Consider the following 17012-nt stretch of genomic DNA (forward strand, 5'->3'; position numbering starts at 1 on the left):
GTACAGTATTTTTCAGAAAAAATGTCTATTGGAAAAAGATTTTTTTAGTAAAGTACTTTTAAAGACAACAAATTTTTTCTAGCCTTTGCTACACTATTTTTGTATCTTGTCAATCTTGTCAATCTTGTCTTTCAGTCCAAATTACGCTAATCCCCTGCTAATTAACTGGTATTTCTATATACGTATTATGATAGCCCATTACACTTAACTGGCTGACTCGGTCATCAGCCTCCGCTACTTCTGCGGCTACTGCTTTACTATCGTCACGCAAACGAACCTTGATCACCCCATCATAAACGAACGCCATAATATCGATGGTTTTCCTTGCGTTCTTCTCCTTGTCAACGATCCTCATAAGTCTTTCAAATAGTAATTGTTTCGCTGCCTCAATCGTTGATTCGGGAACTTGTTGCTCCGCCAAAAATTGGCCAAACAGCTCATTATATCCCGTCGCCGCTTCGGCTGTGGCATAAATTGAATTTCCCAGGACAAAACCAGGCTGTACTTCATGGATGAAAATACCGTGATATTGACCATTCGATCGCTTACCAATGTATTTTGCCGTAACAATAATAAACAGCAATAGCAGCAAGTTAGCCGCTAGCACATAAGCCCATACAGCTTGATTGCCAACGCCGTAGCCAAGTAAATAAATAAAGAGCACTGCAAAAATTTCGCTACCAGCGCTAATGGCAATAGAAAAAGCTTTACGCGCTGTTGTCTGCATATAGGTCATCAAAATATAGGTGAAACTACCAATCAATAAGCCAAGCGCATAAATTCTAAGCGCCGTTACTCCCATTGCAATAATATTCCCATCATGAACGCCGAAAAAGGATAGTATGCTGCTCGGGAAAAATTCAATAAGGAGAGTACATACAGCCACAAAACCCATAACAATTTTCGTAATACGCATAGCTACTTGATGCATTGACCACCAATCTCTTTCCCCAAAAAGAGCGCCAACAATGGGCACCATGGCGCTTGTGGCGGCATATCGAAAGGAAGAGAGAAAAATAGACAAAGAGGCACAAACTGTATTTACAATAATCCCGCTCTTACCAGCAAGATCCATGATAACTACATTAATACAGAAAGTAACAACAGCCCCTAAGCCTTGTCCCAAAGCGGAAGGAAGGCCGGCTATAATAATATGACCTAAACGCAACAAATCCTTTACTGCTAGCGGCACAAAACAAAGTGTTCGATTTTTACGAAAAACTAGATACGGCGACAGCAGCAAAAATCCGGCGACAAAACCAGTCATTGTACCATAAGCAGCGCCAGCAATTCCTAATTGCAACGGTCCAAGATAGAGTACTTTACTAATCGTACCGACAATATTTACAAAAACCATAATCCCTGCTGCCAGTTTCGGCAAAGCATCAACTTTAACAAAGTAAGTCATACTCGTGACACCAATCATAAGCGGCGCTGTAATAAAAATAATATGAATATACTGGGCCAAAAGAGGTTTCATTTCCGATTCGCCGCCGCTTAACACCGTAGCAACACGATCACTAGCGCCAAGACCGATAAGAGTAAACAAAATACTGACGGTAATAATCGTAAACATAGTAAGTGAAAACAACTTGTTAGCCTCGGTCTTATTCCCGGCTCCCTTTGCCGCCGAAACTAAGACTTCGCCGCCAATTCCTAGCAGCATATATACCATATTAAAAACCATCGTAAGCGGTAAAGCTAAACTCACGGCCCCCATAGCAATAGGCCCGAGCATCTGACCCACAATGGCAATGTCTAGGAACATACTCGCAGTGATCGACAATGCTGATAATAATCCAGGAAAATAAAAGACATTGACTCTGTCATTCATGAGTCTTCCCTTATACTCAAACATCGAATTCCCCCTTATGAGCTTTATTTCTGACACTTTTTGTCGCAATAACAGTAGCTATATTCTCCAAAGAGCAAGTAAAATCATTTTATTATATATAAAAATTTTACCAAACGATAGCATCAAATCAGCAAAAGAATAGTTTAAAAGGCCGCGAAATCTATCACGGCCTTTTTGACTGCTTTTTGCCACTGCAACATCAGTTGTTATATGCAACAACGAATTAACTAACAAACCTCCTCTATTTTTGTTATTTCTAACTGAGTCAATACTGTATCAATATCTAATAAAATACAAATCTGATCTCCAATCTTGCCAATTCCCTGGATGGATTTGCAATTGGGACAGGAGGAAAACTCAGGAGTGCTTTCTATATTACGTTCATCGAGCTCTTGTACCTCTTTTACGGCATCAACTAGCATAGCCACTTGCATATTGCCAAGTTCCACAATCACAGCCGTTCGTTCTGCGGCCTGTTCACCACGGATTCCTAATTTCACCTTCAAGTCAATGACAGGAATGATCGCTCCCCGTATGTTGACTACACCCTCCATATAGACAGGCGAATTTGGCAGTTTTGTAGCTCCTTGGTAGTCTAGTATTTCTTTAATTTTAAAAATATCTATTCCATACTCTTCACTTCCCAATTTGAAGCTCACTATCTTCATATTCATTCTACCTCCTCTTTTACGAACTAAATTTATACTTTTTACGACATTAAATGACATTTGTATTTTTTTTGAATTCGACCTTACCGCATAATTTCCTTTATAAGATTGGGCTAGGCAAATATTTATTTTTTAGGCGCGTTTCTTCATAAAAAAAAAGCCCAGTATTCGTAACGTAATCGAATACTGGGCTTGACTCTCCCCTATGTAACTTATCAAAACTAATTGTACTATTTCAATAAAATAACTCCATTGCCTGCGCCAATCCGATCAGCTCCAGCCTCCACTAGCTTACAAGCAGCTTCATGGGTACGGATACCGCCGCTCGCTTTCACCTTAGCCTGATCGCCAACAGTCTGACGCATCAGCTTGACATCCTCCACGGTTGCGCCGCCGGTACTAAAACCAGTGGACGTCTTGACAAACGCGGCGCCAGCTTGAAGCGCAGCTTCACAAGCAGTTACCTTTTCTTCATCACTTAATAAACAGGTTTCGATAATGACCTTAACGAGAGCAGGCTTCGCCGCTGCCACAACTTTGCGAATATCTTCTGTCACAAATTCTATATTCCCGTCTTTAAGACTGCCAATATTAATAACCATATCAATCTCTTGCGCTCCGGCTTTTACAGCAGCTTGCGTTTCAAAAACCTTAGCCTCAGTCAGCATCGCTCCTAAGGGAAATCCGACCACGCAGCAAGTTTTCACTTCGCTTCCGGTTAACTCAGAAGCAACAAGCGGCACATGACAGCTATTCACACAAACAGAAGCAAAGCCATGCGTACGAGCTTCCGCACAATAACGCCGAATTGTTGCTTGGGTTGCTTCCGGTTTCAACATAGTATGATCAATCATCTGTTCCATTTTCATACGATCACCCTTTCATTGCTTGTTTTTTCTCACGTTCATTGGCGACATAATTGTAAATAAGGACAAAAATGAGGAGCGCCCCCCAAAAGATCTGCCGATAAAAATTTGATATATCCTCATACATATTAAGCCAGCTGCTAATCATTTGTACAATGATCGTTGCTACGATAACACCGCTGATATTCCCTTTGCCGCCATATGGGTTGATCCCGCCCAAAACAGCAATTAAAATAGCCTGCATCAAATACGAAGCGCCATAGTCGGCTTTGGCCGAATTGAATCGTCCCAGCATAATAATCCCAGCAACCGCACTAAACACAGCGCTTAATATGTAATTGGTCATAAATAAACGCACATTATCAAAGCCCGAAAACGTAGAAGCCTTGGCGCTTGTACCAAGCATGCGAAGCTTATAGCCTAACGTTGTTTTACTCATAATAAAAGCAGCAATTGCCGCAAATACTGCAAAAATAATCAGGGGCACCGGTATGCCGATTACACTACTGTTCATGGTAGCTGACAACTGTTTGGGCAGCTTTCCCAGTGTGCTGCCATTCGTCAGGACAATGGCGATACCTGTATAAAGCGCCTGCGTCCCCAAAGTTGCCAAAATGGGCGTAATTCCAACAACGCCAATTAGAAAACCATTGAGGGCGCCGCAAAGAACGCTCACCATCAAGGCCATACAACAGGCCACTGCAATCATCATAAATACTGTACTGTCGCTCATATCCGGCGTAGTCAGAACGATTAATAACTTGGCCATTAGCACCGCACACAGATTCGCAATGGCTACAACGCTAAGGTCAATCCCCGCTGTAAACAAGGTAAATGCCATCGCAATCGATAGAAGGCCAAACTCAGGAAACTGTTTCCCAATCGACTGGAAATTGGAAACATTCATAAACATAGATCCCTTAAGCGCGGCGCAAGCTACAAGCACAATTAGGAAAACGACCAGGAGCTGCGCTAAGTTTTTATCTTTATTTATTGCTTGCTTAATTGCATCCATCTCATTTTCCTCCTTCATTCAGCTTAATGGCAAGCTTTTTTTCGTTACGCTTCACTTGAATGGCGGAGGCTGCCGTCCCAATAATAATAATTGCACCAATAAATACTTTTTTCCAAATCGTTGAAATCCCTAATAAGATCAAGCTATTATCGACAATAACCAACAACGCCATGCCCAGCATTGCACCAAGCACACTCCCTTTACCGCCTGTCATTCGCACGCCGCCAAGAACGCAAGCAGCAATAACCGTCATTTCCATCCCTTCTAAATTATTAGGATGCACAGCCAGAAGCATTGTCGAACGAAGTACACCAATCAAGCCTGCCATACAGCCGGAAAAAGCATAAATCGCTACTAAAATGCCAAAAACATTAAAACCAGCCCGCTCCGCCGCTTTCACATCGCCGCCAATTGCATAAATCCCCCGTCCGAGCATCGTTCGATTTAAAATAAACCAACCGAAAAATACAAGTACAATCATTAGCACAACCCCGACAGGCATATTGGAAGTTAAGCCGGATACAGGGTTTGTTACTGAAAATAAGTTCATCTCGCCGAGTTCTTTAAGCGGTTCGCAAAGCGGGTATTCCCGCGACTTGAACACCCCTTGCATAATCCCAAAACAGATACTACTTGTCGCAAGGGTAACAATAAGTGCTGGAAATTTAAACCGCGCAATAATTACACCATTCAGTATACCAACGACCAAGCCGATCAGCATCGCAACTAAAAAATAAGCCAACGGATTGGTGAAAACGTCCTCTAATTGCGAGCAAACTACAAACATGGACAAGGAAGCAATCGCCGGAAAAGAAACATCTACACCGCCTGTAATAATAACGAACATTTCACCGATACAAAACATCGCTGGTACCGAAAACGCCCGCACAATATCAACGAGATTATTGCCTGTAAAGAACTGGCCGCTTTTCATTTGAATGACCATACACAGGAGCAGGATGATCAATGCTACATAAAATTCAGTCGACCTTACCGTTTTCTGCAAATTCATATCTGAATCGTCCTCTCCTTCTAATTTGCCAACTCAGCAAGGCGACTCTCTTCGAGGCCCTGTGTCGATAGAATTTGAACTAACCGACCAGACTGCATAACCATCACACGATTACAGTTCGTCAGCACTTCCGGCAAATCATCTGAAATAATAATAACCGTCAAGCCTTGCTTCGCTAGGCGTTTCACTAGCTCATAAATATCAAATTTAGCACCAATATCTACCCCAACGGTCGGTCCATTCAAAATTAATACCTTAAGATCCAGTGCCAGCCACTTGGCTAAAACACATTTTTGCTGATTCCCGCCGGAAAGTGTCCCTACGGGGTCTTCCATATTATGAAGGGCAATCGACAATTCCTTGGTCCAATACCCTGTCATTTCCTCAATCTTTGTTCGGTCAATTTTACCTAACCGATTGGCATAATCATGCCATTTTTTTATGGAAATATTGTCTGATATCGGCTGTGATAAGAAAAGACCTTCCGTAACACGATCCGATGGCAGATAGCCTATCCCATTGTCAATCGCTTTCTTTATAGAATCAATTTTCACCAATTTCCCATCAATAACAATCTCGCCGGAATCGGCTGCGTGATACCCAAATAAAGTCTCTGCTAATTCGGTTCGGCCTGATCCTAACAGACCAGTTATGCCGATAATTTCCCCCTGTTTCAGTGAAAAGCTTACATCCTTGAACCCATTTTTCAAGGAAAGATTCTTCACTTCCAATACGGTTGGTGCATTTTCTCTCGTATACTCATACCGAGACGAAACGATCTCCCGTCCTGTCATATAATAGGTAAACTTATTCTGATCAAGCTCTTTTGTATTTCCTGTGGCCACATTTTTCCCATTACGGAAAATTGTAAATCGTTCAGCAATCTCAAATACCTCATCAAGCTTATGAGAAACAAAAAGCACTGCGATCCCTTGCGCCTGTAGGTGTTTAATAATTTTAAACAAGGCTTTAACTTCCCGTTTCGTAATTGCCGTTGTCGGCTCATCCATAATGATCAGTTTCGCATCATTTAATAACGCACGACTGATCGCAATCATTTGGCGCATACCTACCGTAAGATTTTCCACTGTTTCATCTAAATCAATCTCAAAACCAATCTTGCTTATGGCTTCTTCGGCAATTTTACGCATACGCGCTTTACTTACAAAGGTTCTGCTTGCTGCCACTTCCATATTAATTGCAAGGTTTTCCATGACAGTCAGGTTTGGAAACAAAGATAGATCCTGGTAAATAACCTGTACACCGCTCGCTATCGCTTGTTTGGGGTTCATTTTTTCATGTTTTATGCCATCGATTTCAATCGTGCCCGAATCCGGTGTATAAAATCCTGAAATAATATTAATAATTGTGGATTTACCACAACCATTCTCGCCTGCCAGGCAGTGAATTTCACCTTTTTTGATCTCAATATTTACACCATCAAGTGCCTTGACGCCACCAAAATATTTCTTAATATTTGTTGCTTTTATAATATAATCTGACACTGCTTTCCCCCCCAGCCCTACACACTACCTATCACAGCTCTTTATCATTACGAGATCGGCAAAAGTGATGAGCCAACAGCCCCCTCACTTTTGCCAGAACGTTTCCTAGAAATTGTAGTTATCTACGTTTTCTTTATTAATAGCAATCCAGCCGGCGCCCATGAACAGCGTTGGGTTTTCTTTGCTTTGGATCAGTTTACTATAGGATTTCAAACCAAGATCGGTACCATCAGTAATCTTTTTACCTTCAAGCACTTGACGAGCCAATACGCACATGGCATAACCAGCTTCTGCCGGGTCCCAAAGAGTAATGAAGGAAAGCGATCCGTCTTTAATTAAAGAACGGCATTCGTTCGGCATACCAGTACCAACAACAAAGGTTTTGCCTTTCAGGCCCATTTCATTAATCGCACGAGCAATGCCTGGGGTATCCATCGAAGATGTACCGACAAAGCCTTTCACTTCAGGATGTGATTTCATGACTTCCTTCGCAACCTGATAGGCTTTTTCTGAATTATTTTCTGATTCTACGCGTTTGGGATTCGCAAGTAATTGTAAGCCGGGATATTTAGCTTGTTGCTGAGCAACAGCACCATTGGCCCATTCATTTTGCGAAGCATTGGTAAGATGAGCCACCATGGTTGTGTAAACACCTTGGCCCCCCATGGATTCTTGCAGTTTATCCATGATAAAAGCGCCATATCCAGCATTATTGAAAGCTTCTAAATCATAATCGACATTTTTACAGCTTGATCCTTCATGAGTAATAACAACAATCCCTTTATCACGAGCTTCTTTCAATACAGGATCGCAGGCTGCCGGATCAACTGGTACAACGCAAAGGGCATTGATTCCTTGATTGATAACATCTTGAATAACTTGAACTTGTTGGGCAGCATCGGTAGAAGCAGGTCCCTTTTGATAAGCATTGATTCCTGTATCAGCGGCATATTGTTTAACCCCTTGATCCATACGAGCAAACCAGCCATTAGAAGAGTCTTTTATAACAACGGCAATTTTCCAATCTTTCTTCTGGCCTTGTGTCGCAACATCTGTTGTCGTAACCACTTTTTGAACGGATGCCTTGGGTGCATCGGCTTTCTTACCACTGTCGCCACAGCCAGCCAAACCAGCGCAAAGAAGTAATCCTAACGCAACTGCTAAATACTTTTTCTTATTCATCAATAGTCCCTCCTTAAATTACATAACACCTTTTTGTAATATAATACAGCCATAGGGCTGACGTTCTCCCGTCGAAACAGTAACAAAGGCGGCTTTTCCTTTTTCATAAAACTCAAATCGATCGATAAACCCGACACAGGCTTCGCCCTTTGGTTCATTTTTCTTAACGGCTGCGATGAAATCATCCCAAACTTTCGGCCGTTCCATCGACCCTTTTAAATGATCCATAATGTCCATAATCATGACCGGATGCTCTACATACTCCACGTCAAGCGGCATAAGCTGCAGTACGGCATCGACCATCTCCGCCGCCCCGATCCCATCGGCATTAATTGTAATACCATTCTTCGCCATAGAAACTGCCGGATAAAAGTCATCAGCAATTACAATTTGATCACCATGTCCCATATCAGCCAATGCCTTTAACAGATCCGGACTAATGCATTTAGGAATTCCCTTTAGCATACTTTCCCTCCTATCTACTAATCGATGCTTGCCTGTTTAAGAAACGCTTCAACCTCCTCTCGCGTTGGCATCGCTGGAGTTGTGCCAATTTTCTGAACAGATAGGGCAGCAAGTGCACTGGCAAAGCGAGAAGCTTCCCACAAGTCTTTCCCCTCCGATAATGCTGTCAGGAGGCCACCATTGAATGCATCGCCTGCACCGGTAGTGTCGACTGCATCAACCTTAAATGCACTGATAATTTCTTCACGCCCATGATCAGAAACGAACACACCTCGTTCCCCTAATGTTATTAAAACGACTTCAACGCCCTTATTGTAAAATACCGCAGCAGCCTTTTTCGCTGCAGCCAAATCCTCTACAGGTACACCGGTCATCATTTCTGCTTCCACTTCATTCGGTGTTACCATATAGACCTTTGCTAAAAACTCATCACTGACTTGCTGATAAGGAGCTGTATTCAAAATGACTTTACAGCCACATTCATTGGCAATGTCAACGATGCGTTCATTGGCGTCCTGATTCACCTCCAACTGCAACAGCACATAAGCGCACTCCTTAAGCAGAGGTTTCAAATTATCAACGTCTTGTGCTGTTATGGTACTGCAGGCGCCAGGTACAATAATGATTTTATTCTGACTGGTTTGTTCATCCACCATAATAATGGCAGAACCTGTACCAACTTCCTGATTATAAAGTATGTATTCTTTGCTTAAGTTCAGCTCAGCCATGACACTAAGCGCAACATCAGCAAAAGCATCGTTTCCAACTTTCGTAATCATGGCCACGTCCGCTCCTGATTTATGAGCAGCAACGCCTTGATTAAACCCTTTGCCGCCAGCTCCCATCTTAAACATGGACCCCTTAACCGTTTCGCCGGGCTGCGGTAGATGTGCCGCTCTTGCCATAAGATCTACAACAAAACTTCCGAAAACTGCAACCTTTTTCCCCATGAAAAAGTCTCCCTTCTTTATCCAAGCTTGTGATTTATGATGTCATTTTGCCCGTATGTAACCGGTTACAAAAATGTGCATAGCAGTTTCTAGCCTCGCCATTTCTCTGACCCACGCAAAATCAGTTTTGTCGGCAAAAAGATTTCTTGCCGGCAAGGCACCTGGTTTGGATCATTCCTATCAAGCTCATCCAAACGTCTTGTTAAAAGTTCAATGGCATTCCAGCCCATGCTATATACATCACGATCTACAACGCTTAGACGAATGTTCATATATTTCAATATCTCCATATCATCAAAGCCGATCATTGAAATATCTTCCCCAAGTTTCAAGCCTTTTTCCGTAATATAATGAATACAGCCAAGCGAGGTCATATTATTTGATGAAAAAATTGCAGTCGGCGGCTGTGATTGCTCCATAAGACTTTTCATAAGCTCATAGGCTAATGGCTCATGAAAGTCTCCTTGCCGTACATAGCAACTTTCCGGCTTAACACCCCATTTTTCTAGAGCTGCTAAATAACCCAGCCAACGCTCATTTCCCGGACGAGAGTTCTCCGGTCCTTTTATTGTAGCAATGCGCCGATGGCCTTCTCGTAAAAGACAATCTACAGCAGCATAAGCCCCGTTAAAATCTTCGGAAAATACACCATTCAAACGACAATTTTTAAGAGCCCGGTCAATCAGAACAACGGGAACACCGGCTTTTTCAAATTCAAGTAACCGCTTGCAACTTTCCGTGTTATTCTCATCAATCGGAATCACAATAATACCACTTAACCGTTCCGCCTTAACAGAACGAAAAAACCGGTGCTCTTTCTCAACACTATCATCGGTTCCATAGAGAAAAATATTATAGCCATATTGTTCGGAAGCATTTGTTAGCCCACGCAAAAGTTGCGAAAAAAAAGGATTTTCAATATCGGGAATCAAAAATCCGATGTTCAAAGTATTACCCGTACTAAGGTTACGGGCTAAAGAATTGGGCGTATAGTTCATTGAGGCAATCACATTCAAAACTTTTTCTTTGGTCTCTTCACGCACATGAGGCTTATTATTAATAACCCTCGATACCGTTGCCGATGAGACACCCGCTTTTTTGGCAATATCATATATATTAATACTCATTTTCAACATTCCTTCGCATTGTAACCGGTTTCAATTCCATTCTAACAGATTGTTTTGAATTGTCAATATATTGTATTGCAAAAATATCCTTCTCAGAACAACAAACTCCCCTGGCAGCGGCTTATGCTTCCGGACGATACTCAGCGCAAACAATAGATAGCTTGTCTACCTTTAATGAGTTTGCCACAGCATCGCATTTCGCCATGAACAAAAAGAATATATGCTCGCGATCAATTTCACTCAAGCTTTCATAATTTCCTTGCCCTTTAGCGATGATCACATCAGCCTTATAAAAAATTTCTCTAAAAGCTGGACTCGTTTTTTCTATAACCGTACCAAGTGATCCATCGCCATTACTAATGACTTCGGCCACTTCTTGCATATGCACCATAGTTGCATCTTCCACGGTAACGTCATTGACAATCGGTTCCCCTCTAACGCCAAAATAAACTTTTAGGTTAGGAAATGCTGCCTGAATATATTCAATAAAAATTTTATCAATAACGATTTCGCCGCAATTGTCCCCTAAATAGAGAAGTGTTGTTGCCGTTTTTAATTTTTCATATAATATTTTACTATCGTCAATAGGCATCGTTTGTGCATGAATCGCAGCTATTTTTTCCAGCAGCATTTTTTCATCAAAAGTATGACTTGCCGCAAAGTCGATCAAGTTCGCCGTAATAGCAATCTTTAATGCGGCATCAAATTTACCGTCCGATTGATTGATCAACTTGCGTATGCTATCAGCAATACCGAGAAGTTCCTGATTGTAGTAACTTTTAATTTTTTTATAAGGATCGGTATCATCAATATACTTAGTAATAATATCCCAAGTACCTTTAATCACTTCAGGATTAGATCTTTCATAATTCGTACCCTGTAAATATCCAAGCGCGTCACGCATAATTTCTTCTTTCTTAGCAGAGTCTAACTGAACAAAATCTGTGACTGTTAAAATTTGTTTTATATTGCATAAAATGCAATTCAGATTCAGTTTCATAATCGCGATTCTCCTTGTTTTAGCTAATACTTATTGAATACTTCACCAATCATATTATCGGGAAAGACAAAATTAGCAGACCAACAGCCTGCTAATTTTGTCTTATACAATACATTTCGTAGTACCGCTTTACTATTTAGCCGCTTGTAAAGCAATAGTCAATTCGGCGACACTTGGAAACACATAGTCAGGCTGAACTTCCGCTTGCGCCAAATCAGCCAGCTTAGTTTCGCCGCTTAATACGAGAATACCACAAATAGCAGCATTCTTTGCCAGTTTAATATCTGTATACAGTCGATCTCCAACCATAGCCGTTTCTTCTCGTTTGCAATTGAGCTTAGCAACTAAAACATCAATGATTTCCCGATAAGGCTTTCCGATAATTTTGGCTTTTTTACCTGTAGAAGCATAAATCAATTCCAACATCGCTCCCGTATCAGGTAAATAACCAGAGCGATCATCGGTCGGGCAGTTAATATCAGGATGAGTTGCAATAAGCGGTACGCCTTCCCTGATTAAGTGACAAGCTTCCGTCAACTTGGCATAAGTAAGGGTCTGATCAAATCCTAAGACGACATAATCGGGGTTGTCAGCTGTCAAGATGAACTGTTGTGCGATAAATTCTTGTTCTAAATCAGGTGTACCTAGTAAAAAAATTCGCGCTTGCGGTTTTAGCTTTTTTAAATATAGCGCGGTCGCTTCACCGGAAGTCAATATTTGTTCAACAGTTGCTTCAATTCCTAAAGCCTGAAGTTTTGTAACATAAGATTGTTTATTTTTTGAAGAATTATTCGTTAAAAACAGATAGGGTCTGCCGCTCGCTTTTAAATATTGCAGAAACTCTATGGCACCAGGCAACAGTTTTTTGCCTAAAAAAATGGTACCATCCATATCTAACGAAAAATATTTTAAGCGTCGTAACTTCTCAAAATTCTGCGACATTGTCTGTCGCCTCCTACTTTTTACAACCTTACGCGCAGCAGCGCCAACAAGCTATACGATTTCTTTCGGTTTGGCATTCCATACAAGCAGCGCCAACAGACAAGAAACAACAGCCGCGCCTACCCAGAATTCCCCTGCCAGTGTAAAGTCATAAATTTTTTCGCCGTTCACAATTGTCATATGAGAATTGATGAGATAGCCGCTGATCGCTTCCTGCATTGCTGCACCGGCATAACTTAACAGACCAATCATCCCCATTGCTGCACCAGTTGCCCGTTTAGGAACAATATCAACTGCCATAAGACCACCTAAATAACAGACAAGAGCTCCCATTACCCAACCGTATAGGCTCAAGCTAAACATATCCATAGCAAAGCTTGGCGGAGCCCAGAGGAAAAGCATAACTGATATAACATATAAAACACCATATATTAATGCTGGCATATTCCGTTTGTGATTAAACAATTTATCGGAGACAAGACCGCAAGTCAAAGCGCCAAAGATCCCGGCAACCTGCATTACACCAAGGACACTACTAGCTCCCACTGTGGAATAGCCTTTTTCTGCTGTTAAGTAAACAATCCCCCAGCTTTCAATGGCATAGCGTGTGATATAGCAGCAAAGGCTCGATAAGCCAAGAATCCATACTGCGGGATTTTTAACAACTTCCCATTGCAGCTGGCTTACCGTTTTAGTACTCTTTATCGCTTCTGGTTGTACTTCCCCTTTATATACTTCTACATTAGGCAACCCATTTGTTTCAGGACGGTCGTGCATGCAGAATAATATAGCGAAAGAACCTACCATACAAACAAGACCCGGAACGATAAAGCCCATTTGCCAGCTATACGTAGTAACAAGTACAGCTGTTACTACATAAGTGAAGGCGGCGCCGAGATTATGGCTTGTAAACCAAATACCATAATAGGTACCACGTTCTTTATTCGTAAACCACTGATTCAATGCAACAATGCAAGGTCCGGCGCCAAAGGACTGGAACCAGCCGTTAATGCCCCATAAAACCACAAGCGGTACGAAAGTATTGCAAAAGCCCATACCGACACTAGCGACAGATGACATAAATAGTCCGAAAGCAAAAAAACGTTTATTATTAAATCGATCCGCTAGAAAACTATTAGTAAATTTACCAAGACCATACGTAATGAACATCGCCGAGCCCATAAGCCCCAACTGCTGTGCATCTAGTATACCTAATGACATAAGCTGTTTTTTCACTACCGAAAAGTTAAGTCTCAATACATAAAATAAGCCATAGCCAATCGTAATCGAACCAAATACTTGCCAACGCATCGTATTAAATTTCGATTTGATTTCTTTTGGATCCGTAAGCGGTGTTATATTTGCGCCCGTTTTAAAGAAGGTCCAAATAACATCAATGATTCCCATACCTTTTCACCCGATTCCTTCATTTTTTGTTTGGCTGGTAGCAGATACGTTCTGATTTCAAAGAAAACGTAACATTGCCTACCATTACGCCCATAGCAATCAACCTATTCCCCTCAGACACCTCCCCTGCTCTATATTTACACTTATCCATATCTGAATTATCACACAATTTTTGATATTTTGTTATCAGAAAAACAAACGAAAAGCACGTAGGAATAAATCCTACGCACTTTTCACCGGGAATAAACTGGACATATAGAACCCTATTTCTCTGCTCTATCCCAAATATACTCCATTGTAGCTTTACAGCATATTTATTCGAGCAATGTATAACATAAATTTTGCAGCCCGACGTTATTACTGCTAGGCTGAAAATGCTTGGTCATCCGTCGCTTGCTCAATAACGGTAATCATTTCGCAAAATTTTTCAACAAGGCTGGGATCAAATTGAATACCTGCACATTTCTTCAGTTCAAGGAGGGCTTCACGACTCGAAATTGCGTTTCGATAAGGGCGGTCGCTTGTCATAGCATCGTAAGCATCTACAATTGCTAAGAGGCGGCATTCAATTGGTATCTGCTCTTCTTTAAGACCTAAGGGGTATCCGCTACCATTCCACCACTCATGATGTTTTAAAATCCAATCTGCTATTGGCATTAGATCAGGAGCCGCTATAGCAATTCTGTGTCCAATTTCGACATGGCGCTGCATGATACGACGTTCTTCCTCGTCGAGAGGTCCCGGTTTCAAAAGAATATGATCAGGAATACCAACTTTACCAATATCGTGAAACTGGCCTAATAGGCGCAGATCTGCAAGATTTATCTCGGGAATATTAATAGCTGTGGCTAATAAAACTATTTTATTCTGTAACCGATCAGCATGTCCTCCGGTGCAGAAATCCCGCACTTCAAGCGCTTTCATTAAGGCCTTGACGATCGCACTACGTGTACTCTGTTTCCGATGGAGTTTTTCGCGATACATCATATCATCAGCTTGTTTAAATAGATGCAATAGACTTCCTGAAACCGGAAGACCGACTGCCGAGCCTGTAGATATACTGAGTAGATTTTGAGGATCTTTTCTATTAGAAGTCTGAACAGCAAGCTTAATTTTTTGGCAAACCTCGTTTACTGTTGATAAAGTGGTATTTTTTATAATAATTACAAATTCATCGCCACCAATCCGAGCTACGACCGCGCTTGGGGGTAAAGATTGCTGCAGTGCTATAGTTGCCGAAACTAGTAATTGATCACCACGATCATGGCCCAAAGTATCATTAATTAACTTTAAACCATCGACATCACTAACAATCATACCAACCGGAGAAGTCTCCGTAGCTAAACGCTGAATTTCACTTTCGAAAAAAGCACGGTTATAGACTCCTGTAAGCGCATCATGAAGACTAAAATAAAGTAATCGTTCTTCAGCATATTTACGCTCCGTAATATCACTGAAACTACCACGAACACCAAGAAAGTTTCCACTCGCGTCAAAAACCTGGCGGCTCACATGGCTAACCCAATATTTTTGTCCAGTTTTTGCTGTAATATCAAATTCCGTTGGTTTATCGGAAATTTCCTGCGGATGTCCACGAAATAGTCTGTCAAGCAGAACAGGCGAGGCATAAAATTCCTCATCCCGATAGCCTGTAAGCCGCTCACAGTTGGGAGAAATATATAGTATTCGTCCCTCCAGACTGCGCCAGTAAGCTATATCTGAGGCAAAATCCACAACTGTCCGGTACAGTTCCTCACTTTTTTGCAGTGAGGAATTTTTTTTATCTAGCTCTTCTACCATTTTATCAAAAGCCTGGGATAAAGCGCCAATTTCATCATGAGATTTAATTTGGCTGAACCGACTAGCTCCTGTTTTTGTCTGGATTTCTTCAACATGGCGAGTAAAGGTTTTTAGCGGGGCCATTAAATGGCCTACAACGTACCAGATTAAACTGAGCACAACGAAAATACCTAAAATTGTGCCCTTAAAAAAATACTCTCTTCCTCGCACAATTGGAGCATAGGCCTCAGCAATAGGATAGTTAGATACGAGAATCCAATCGGTAGATGGGACCCGCTTGAATGTTGCAAGGACAGCATTACCCCGTGAAGTACTTGTTTCTTCTGTACCTTCAAAACCCTCAATGGCTTTATCGAATAATAGGTTGGCGCCTAGGGGGACATCTTGTTGCAAAATGCGTTCACTGTCAGGATGAATAATGATTGTCCGATCCGTATTATAGAGATAAAGGTATCCTGTTTTGCCGATTTTTGTTCGAGATAACTCACCAAGAAAGTTGTCTTTCATAAGGTCAATACCGCCAGCTAGTATAGCCACCACATTCCCATTATTATCGAAAATAGGCGCAGTGCACATAATTGCCGAATGTCCGTGACTTTGACTGGAAACATATGGATTCCCCAGAACGGGAACCCTCTCAGCCAGCGTTCTTTTTATATAATCGCGATAAGAAAAATCAAGTCCCCGTCGATTCGGTGCAAAAGGATATTCGGCAACGATTCGACCTTGTGGTGAAAAGATAAAAATATTATTATCAAATATTGTATGCAGGCCAGCCATGCCGTTTAAGAAGTCTTGCGCTTTTTCTGGATTATCTGCAAGGTCAAATGGCGCATGTTTTGACTCAGCAATAAGCGTCGCATGGGCAGTGAACAATTTACTGTCAATTTCTTTTGCTATAGCCGACAGTAGGGTAAACTGCTGGTTGGAAATGGATTGCTTAAACTCAGATTCAAAATAGGTAAATGTCAAAAATGACATAATTGACATCAGTACCGTAGCTAATAATGATATGGTAAGTATGGCTTTATTTTTAATGCTAAGTACCATAAATATCCCCCCATAGCAGAGTAAAAAAGTTTAATCGTAGCGTCGGAACAAATGCTGATATATCCTGTAAATATATCAGAAAATTCCCCCTTATGAAACAAATCTCCTGCAATTATTTGAGTAAACTGGAAATTATGTTTATATACGACCATCATTGCCTACCCCAAA

At 41.4% G+C, this 17012-nt stretch carries 14 protein-coding genes; all 14 read right to left on the minus strand.

The genetic code is table 11. From position 1 onward, the window contains the following. Positions 1-157: 157 nt before the first annotated feature. The 14 genes from AC0MXB_RS06885 to AC0MXB_RS06950 all read right to left on the minus strand — a co-directional run bounded on the left by AC0MXB_RS06885 (position 158) and on the right by AC0MXB_RS06950 (position 16844). On the minus strand, positions 158-1858 hold the full coding sequence (locus tag AC0MXB_RS06885) for an MATE family efflux transporter (RefSeq protein ID WP_474038911.1): 1701 nt from the start codon (positions 1856-1858) through the stop codon (positions 158-160). 224 nt (positions 1859-2082) lie between these two features. Further along, positions 2083-2529 carry a chemotaxis protein CheW gene (locus AC0MXB_RS06890; RefSeq protein ID WP_474038912.1) on the minus strand — a complete coding sequence of 149 codons (447 nt, stop codon included), beginning with the start codon at positions 2527-2529 and terminating at the stop codon, positions 2083-2085. Positions 2530-2753: 224 nt separating this feature from the next. Then, a complete protein-coding gene (gene deoC, locus AC0MXB_RS06895; RefSeq protein ID WP_474038913.1) occupies positions 2754-3392 on the minus strand; it encodes a deoxyribose-phosphate aldolase in 639 nt (212 codons plus the stop codon). 4 nt (positions 3393-3396) lie between these two features. Next, positions 3397-4404 carry an ABC transporter permease gene (locus AC0MXB_RS06900; protein WP_474038914.1) on the minus strand — a complete coding sequence of 336 codons (1008 nt, stop codon included), beginning with the start codon at positions 4402-4404 and terminating at the stop codon, positions 3397-3399. 1 nt (position 4405) lies between these two features. Further along, on the minus strand, positions 4406-5416 hold the full coding sequence (locus AC0MXB_RS06905; protein WP_474038915.1) for an ABC transporter permease: 1011 nt from the start codon (positions 5414-5416) through the stop codon (positions 4406-4408). Positions 5417-5436: 20 nt separating this feature from the next. Beyond that, the gene (locus tag AC0MXB_RS06910; RefSeq protein ID WP_474038916.1) at positions 5437-6921 is read right to left on the minus strand and encodes a sugar ABC transporter ATP-binding protein; all 1485 of its coding nucleotides are present in this window, start codon (positions 6919-6921) and stop codon (positions 5437-5439) included. A 105-nt stretch (positions 6922-7026) separates the two neighbouring features. Continuing rightward, positions 7027-8103 (minus strand): substrate-binding domain-containing protein, encoded by a 1077-nt coding sequence (locus AC0MXB_RS06915; RefSeq protein ID WP_474038917.1) that lies wholly within the window; start codon positions 8101-8103, stop codon positions 7027-7029. An 18-nt stretch (positions 8104-8121) separates the two neighbouring features. Then, on the minus strand, positions 8122-8568 hold the full coding sequence (locus AC0MXB_RS06920) for an RbsD/FucU family protein (protein ID WP_474038918.1): 447 nt from the start codon (positions 8566-8568) through the stop codon (positions 8122-8124). A 17-nt stretch (positions 8569-8585) separates the two neighbouring features. Next, entirely contained in the window at positions 8586-9518 is a 933-nt protein-coding gene (gene rbsK, locus AC0MXB_RS06925) for a ribokinase (protein ID WP_474038919.1), read from the minus strand. A gap of 89 nt (positions 9519-9607) precedes the next feature. After that, complete coding sequence (locus tag AC0MXB_RS06930) at positions 9608-10645, minus strand: LacI family DNA-binding transcriptional regulator (RefSeq protein ID WP_474038920.1); 1038 nt, start codon at positions 10643-10645, stop codon at positions 9608-9610. Positions 10646-10766: 121 nt separating this feature from the next. Beyond that, entirely contained in the window at positions 10767-11645 is an 879-nt protein-coding gene (locus AC0MXB_RS06935; RefSeq protein ID WP_474038922.1) for a damage-control phosphatase ARMT1 family protein, read from the minus strand. 132 nt (positions 11646-11777) lie between these two features. Then, the gene (locus AC0MXB_RS06940; protein ID WP_474038923.1) at positions 11778-12587 is read right to left on the minus strand and encodes an HAD-IIA family hydrolase; all 810 of its coding nucleotides are present in this window, start codon (positions 12585-12587) and stop codon (positions 11778-11780) included. Between the two features lie 51 nt (positions 12588-12638). Beyond that, positions 12639-13988 (minus strand): MFS transporter, encoded by a 1350-nt coding sequence (locus AC0MXB_RS06945; protein WP_474039298.1) that lies wholly within the window; start codon positions 13986-13988, stop codon positions 12639-12641. Positions 13989-14357: 369 nt separating this feature from the next. Continuing rightward, positions 14358-16844, minus strand: coding sequence for an HD domain-containing phosphohydrolase (locus AC0MXB_RS06950; RefSeq protein WP_474038924.1), 2487 nt, complete (start codon positions 16842-16844; stop codon positions 14358-14360). Positions 16845-17012: the final 168 nt, after the last annotated feature.

This window comes from Pelorhabdus sp. sgz311001, assembly GCF_055901755.1.

What these genes read in the sequence shown, in the direction of transcription:
- AC0MXB_RS06905 (WP_474038915.1), bottom strand. Translation starts at nt 5,416, where the DNA reads ATGAATTTGCAGAAAACGGTAAGGTCGACTGAATTTTATGTAGCATTG.
- AC0MXB_RS06950 (WP_474038924.1), bottom strand. Translation starts at nt 16,844, where the DNA reads ATGGTACTTAGCATTAAAAATAAAGCCATACTTACCATATCATTATTA.
- AC0MXB_RS06900 (WP_474038914.1), bottom strand. Translation starts at nt 4,404, where the DNA reads ATGGATGCAATTAAGCAAGCAATAAATAAAGATAAAAACTTAGCGCAG.
- AC0MXB_RS06885 (WP_474038911.1), bottom strand. Translation starts at nt 1,858, where the DNA reads ATGTTTGAGTATAAGGGAAGACTCATGAATGACAGAGTCAATGTCTTT.
- AC0MXB_RS06930 (WP_474038920.1), bottom strand. Translation starts at nt 10,645, where the DNA reads ATGAGTATTAATATATATGATATTGCCAAAAAAGCGGGTGTCTCATCG.
- deoC (WP_474038913.1), bottom strand. Translation starts at nt 3,392, where the DNA reads ATGAAAATGGAACAGATGATTGATCATACTATGTTGAAACCGGAAGCA.
- AC0MXB_RS06890 (WP_474038912.1), bottom strand. Translation starts at nt 2,529, where the DNA reads ATGAATATGAAGATAGTGAGCTTCAAATTGGGAAGTGAAGAGTATGGA.
- AC0MXB_RS06915 (WP_474038917.1), bottom strand. Translation starts at nt 8,103, where the DNA reads ATGAATAAGAAAAAGTATTTAGCAGTTGCGTTAGGATTACTTCTTTGC.
- AC0MXB_RS06940 (WP_474038923.1), bottom strand. Translation starts at nt 12,587, where the DNA reads ATGTCGCAGAATTTTGAGAAGTTACGACGCTTAAAATATTTTTCGTTA.
- AC0MXB_RS06920 (WP_474038918.1), bottom strand. Translation starts at nt 8,568, where the DNA reads ATGCTAAAGGGAATTCCTAAATGCATTAGTCCGGATCTGTTAAAGGCA.
- rbsK (WP_474038919.1), bottom strand. Translation starts at nt 9,518, where the DNA reads ATGGGGAAAAAGGTTGCAGTTTTCGGAAGTTTTGTTGTAGATCTTATG.
- AC0MXB_RS06935 (WP_474038922.1), bottom strand. Translation starts at nt 11,645, where the DNA reads ATGAAACTGAATCTGAATTGCATTTTATGCAATATAAAACAAATTTTA.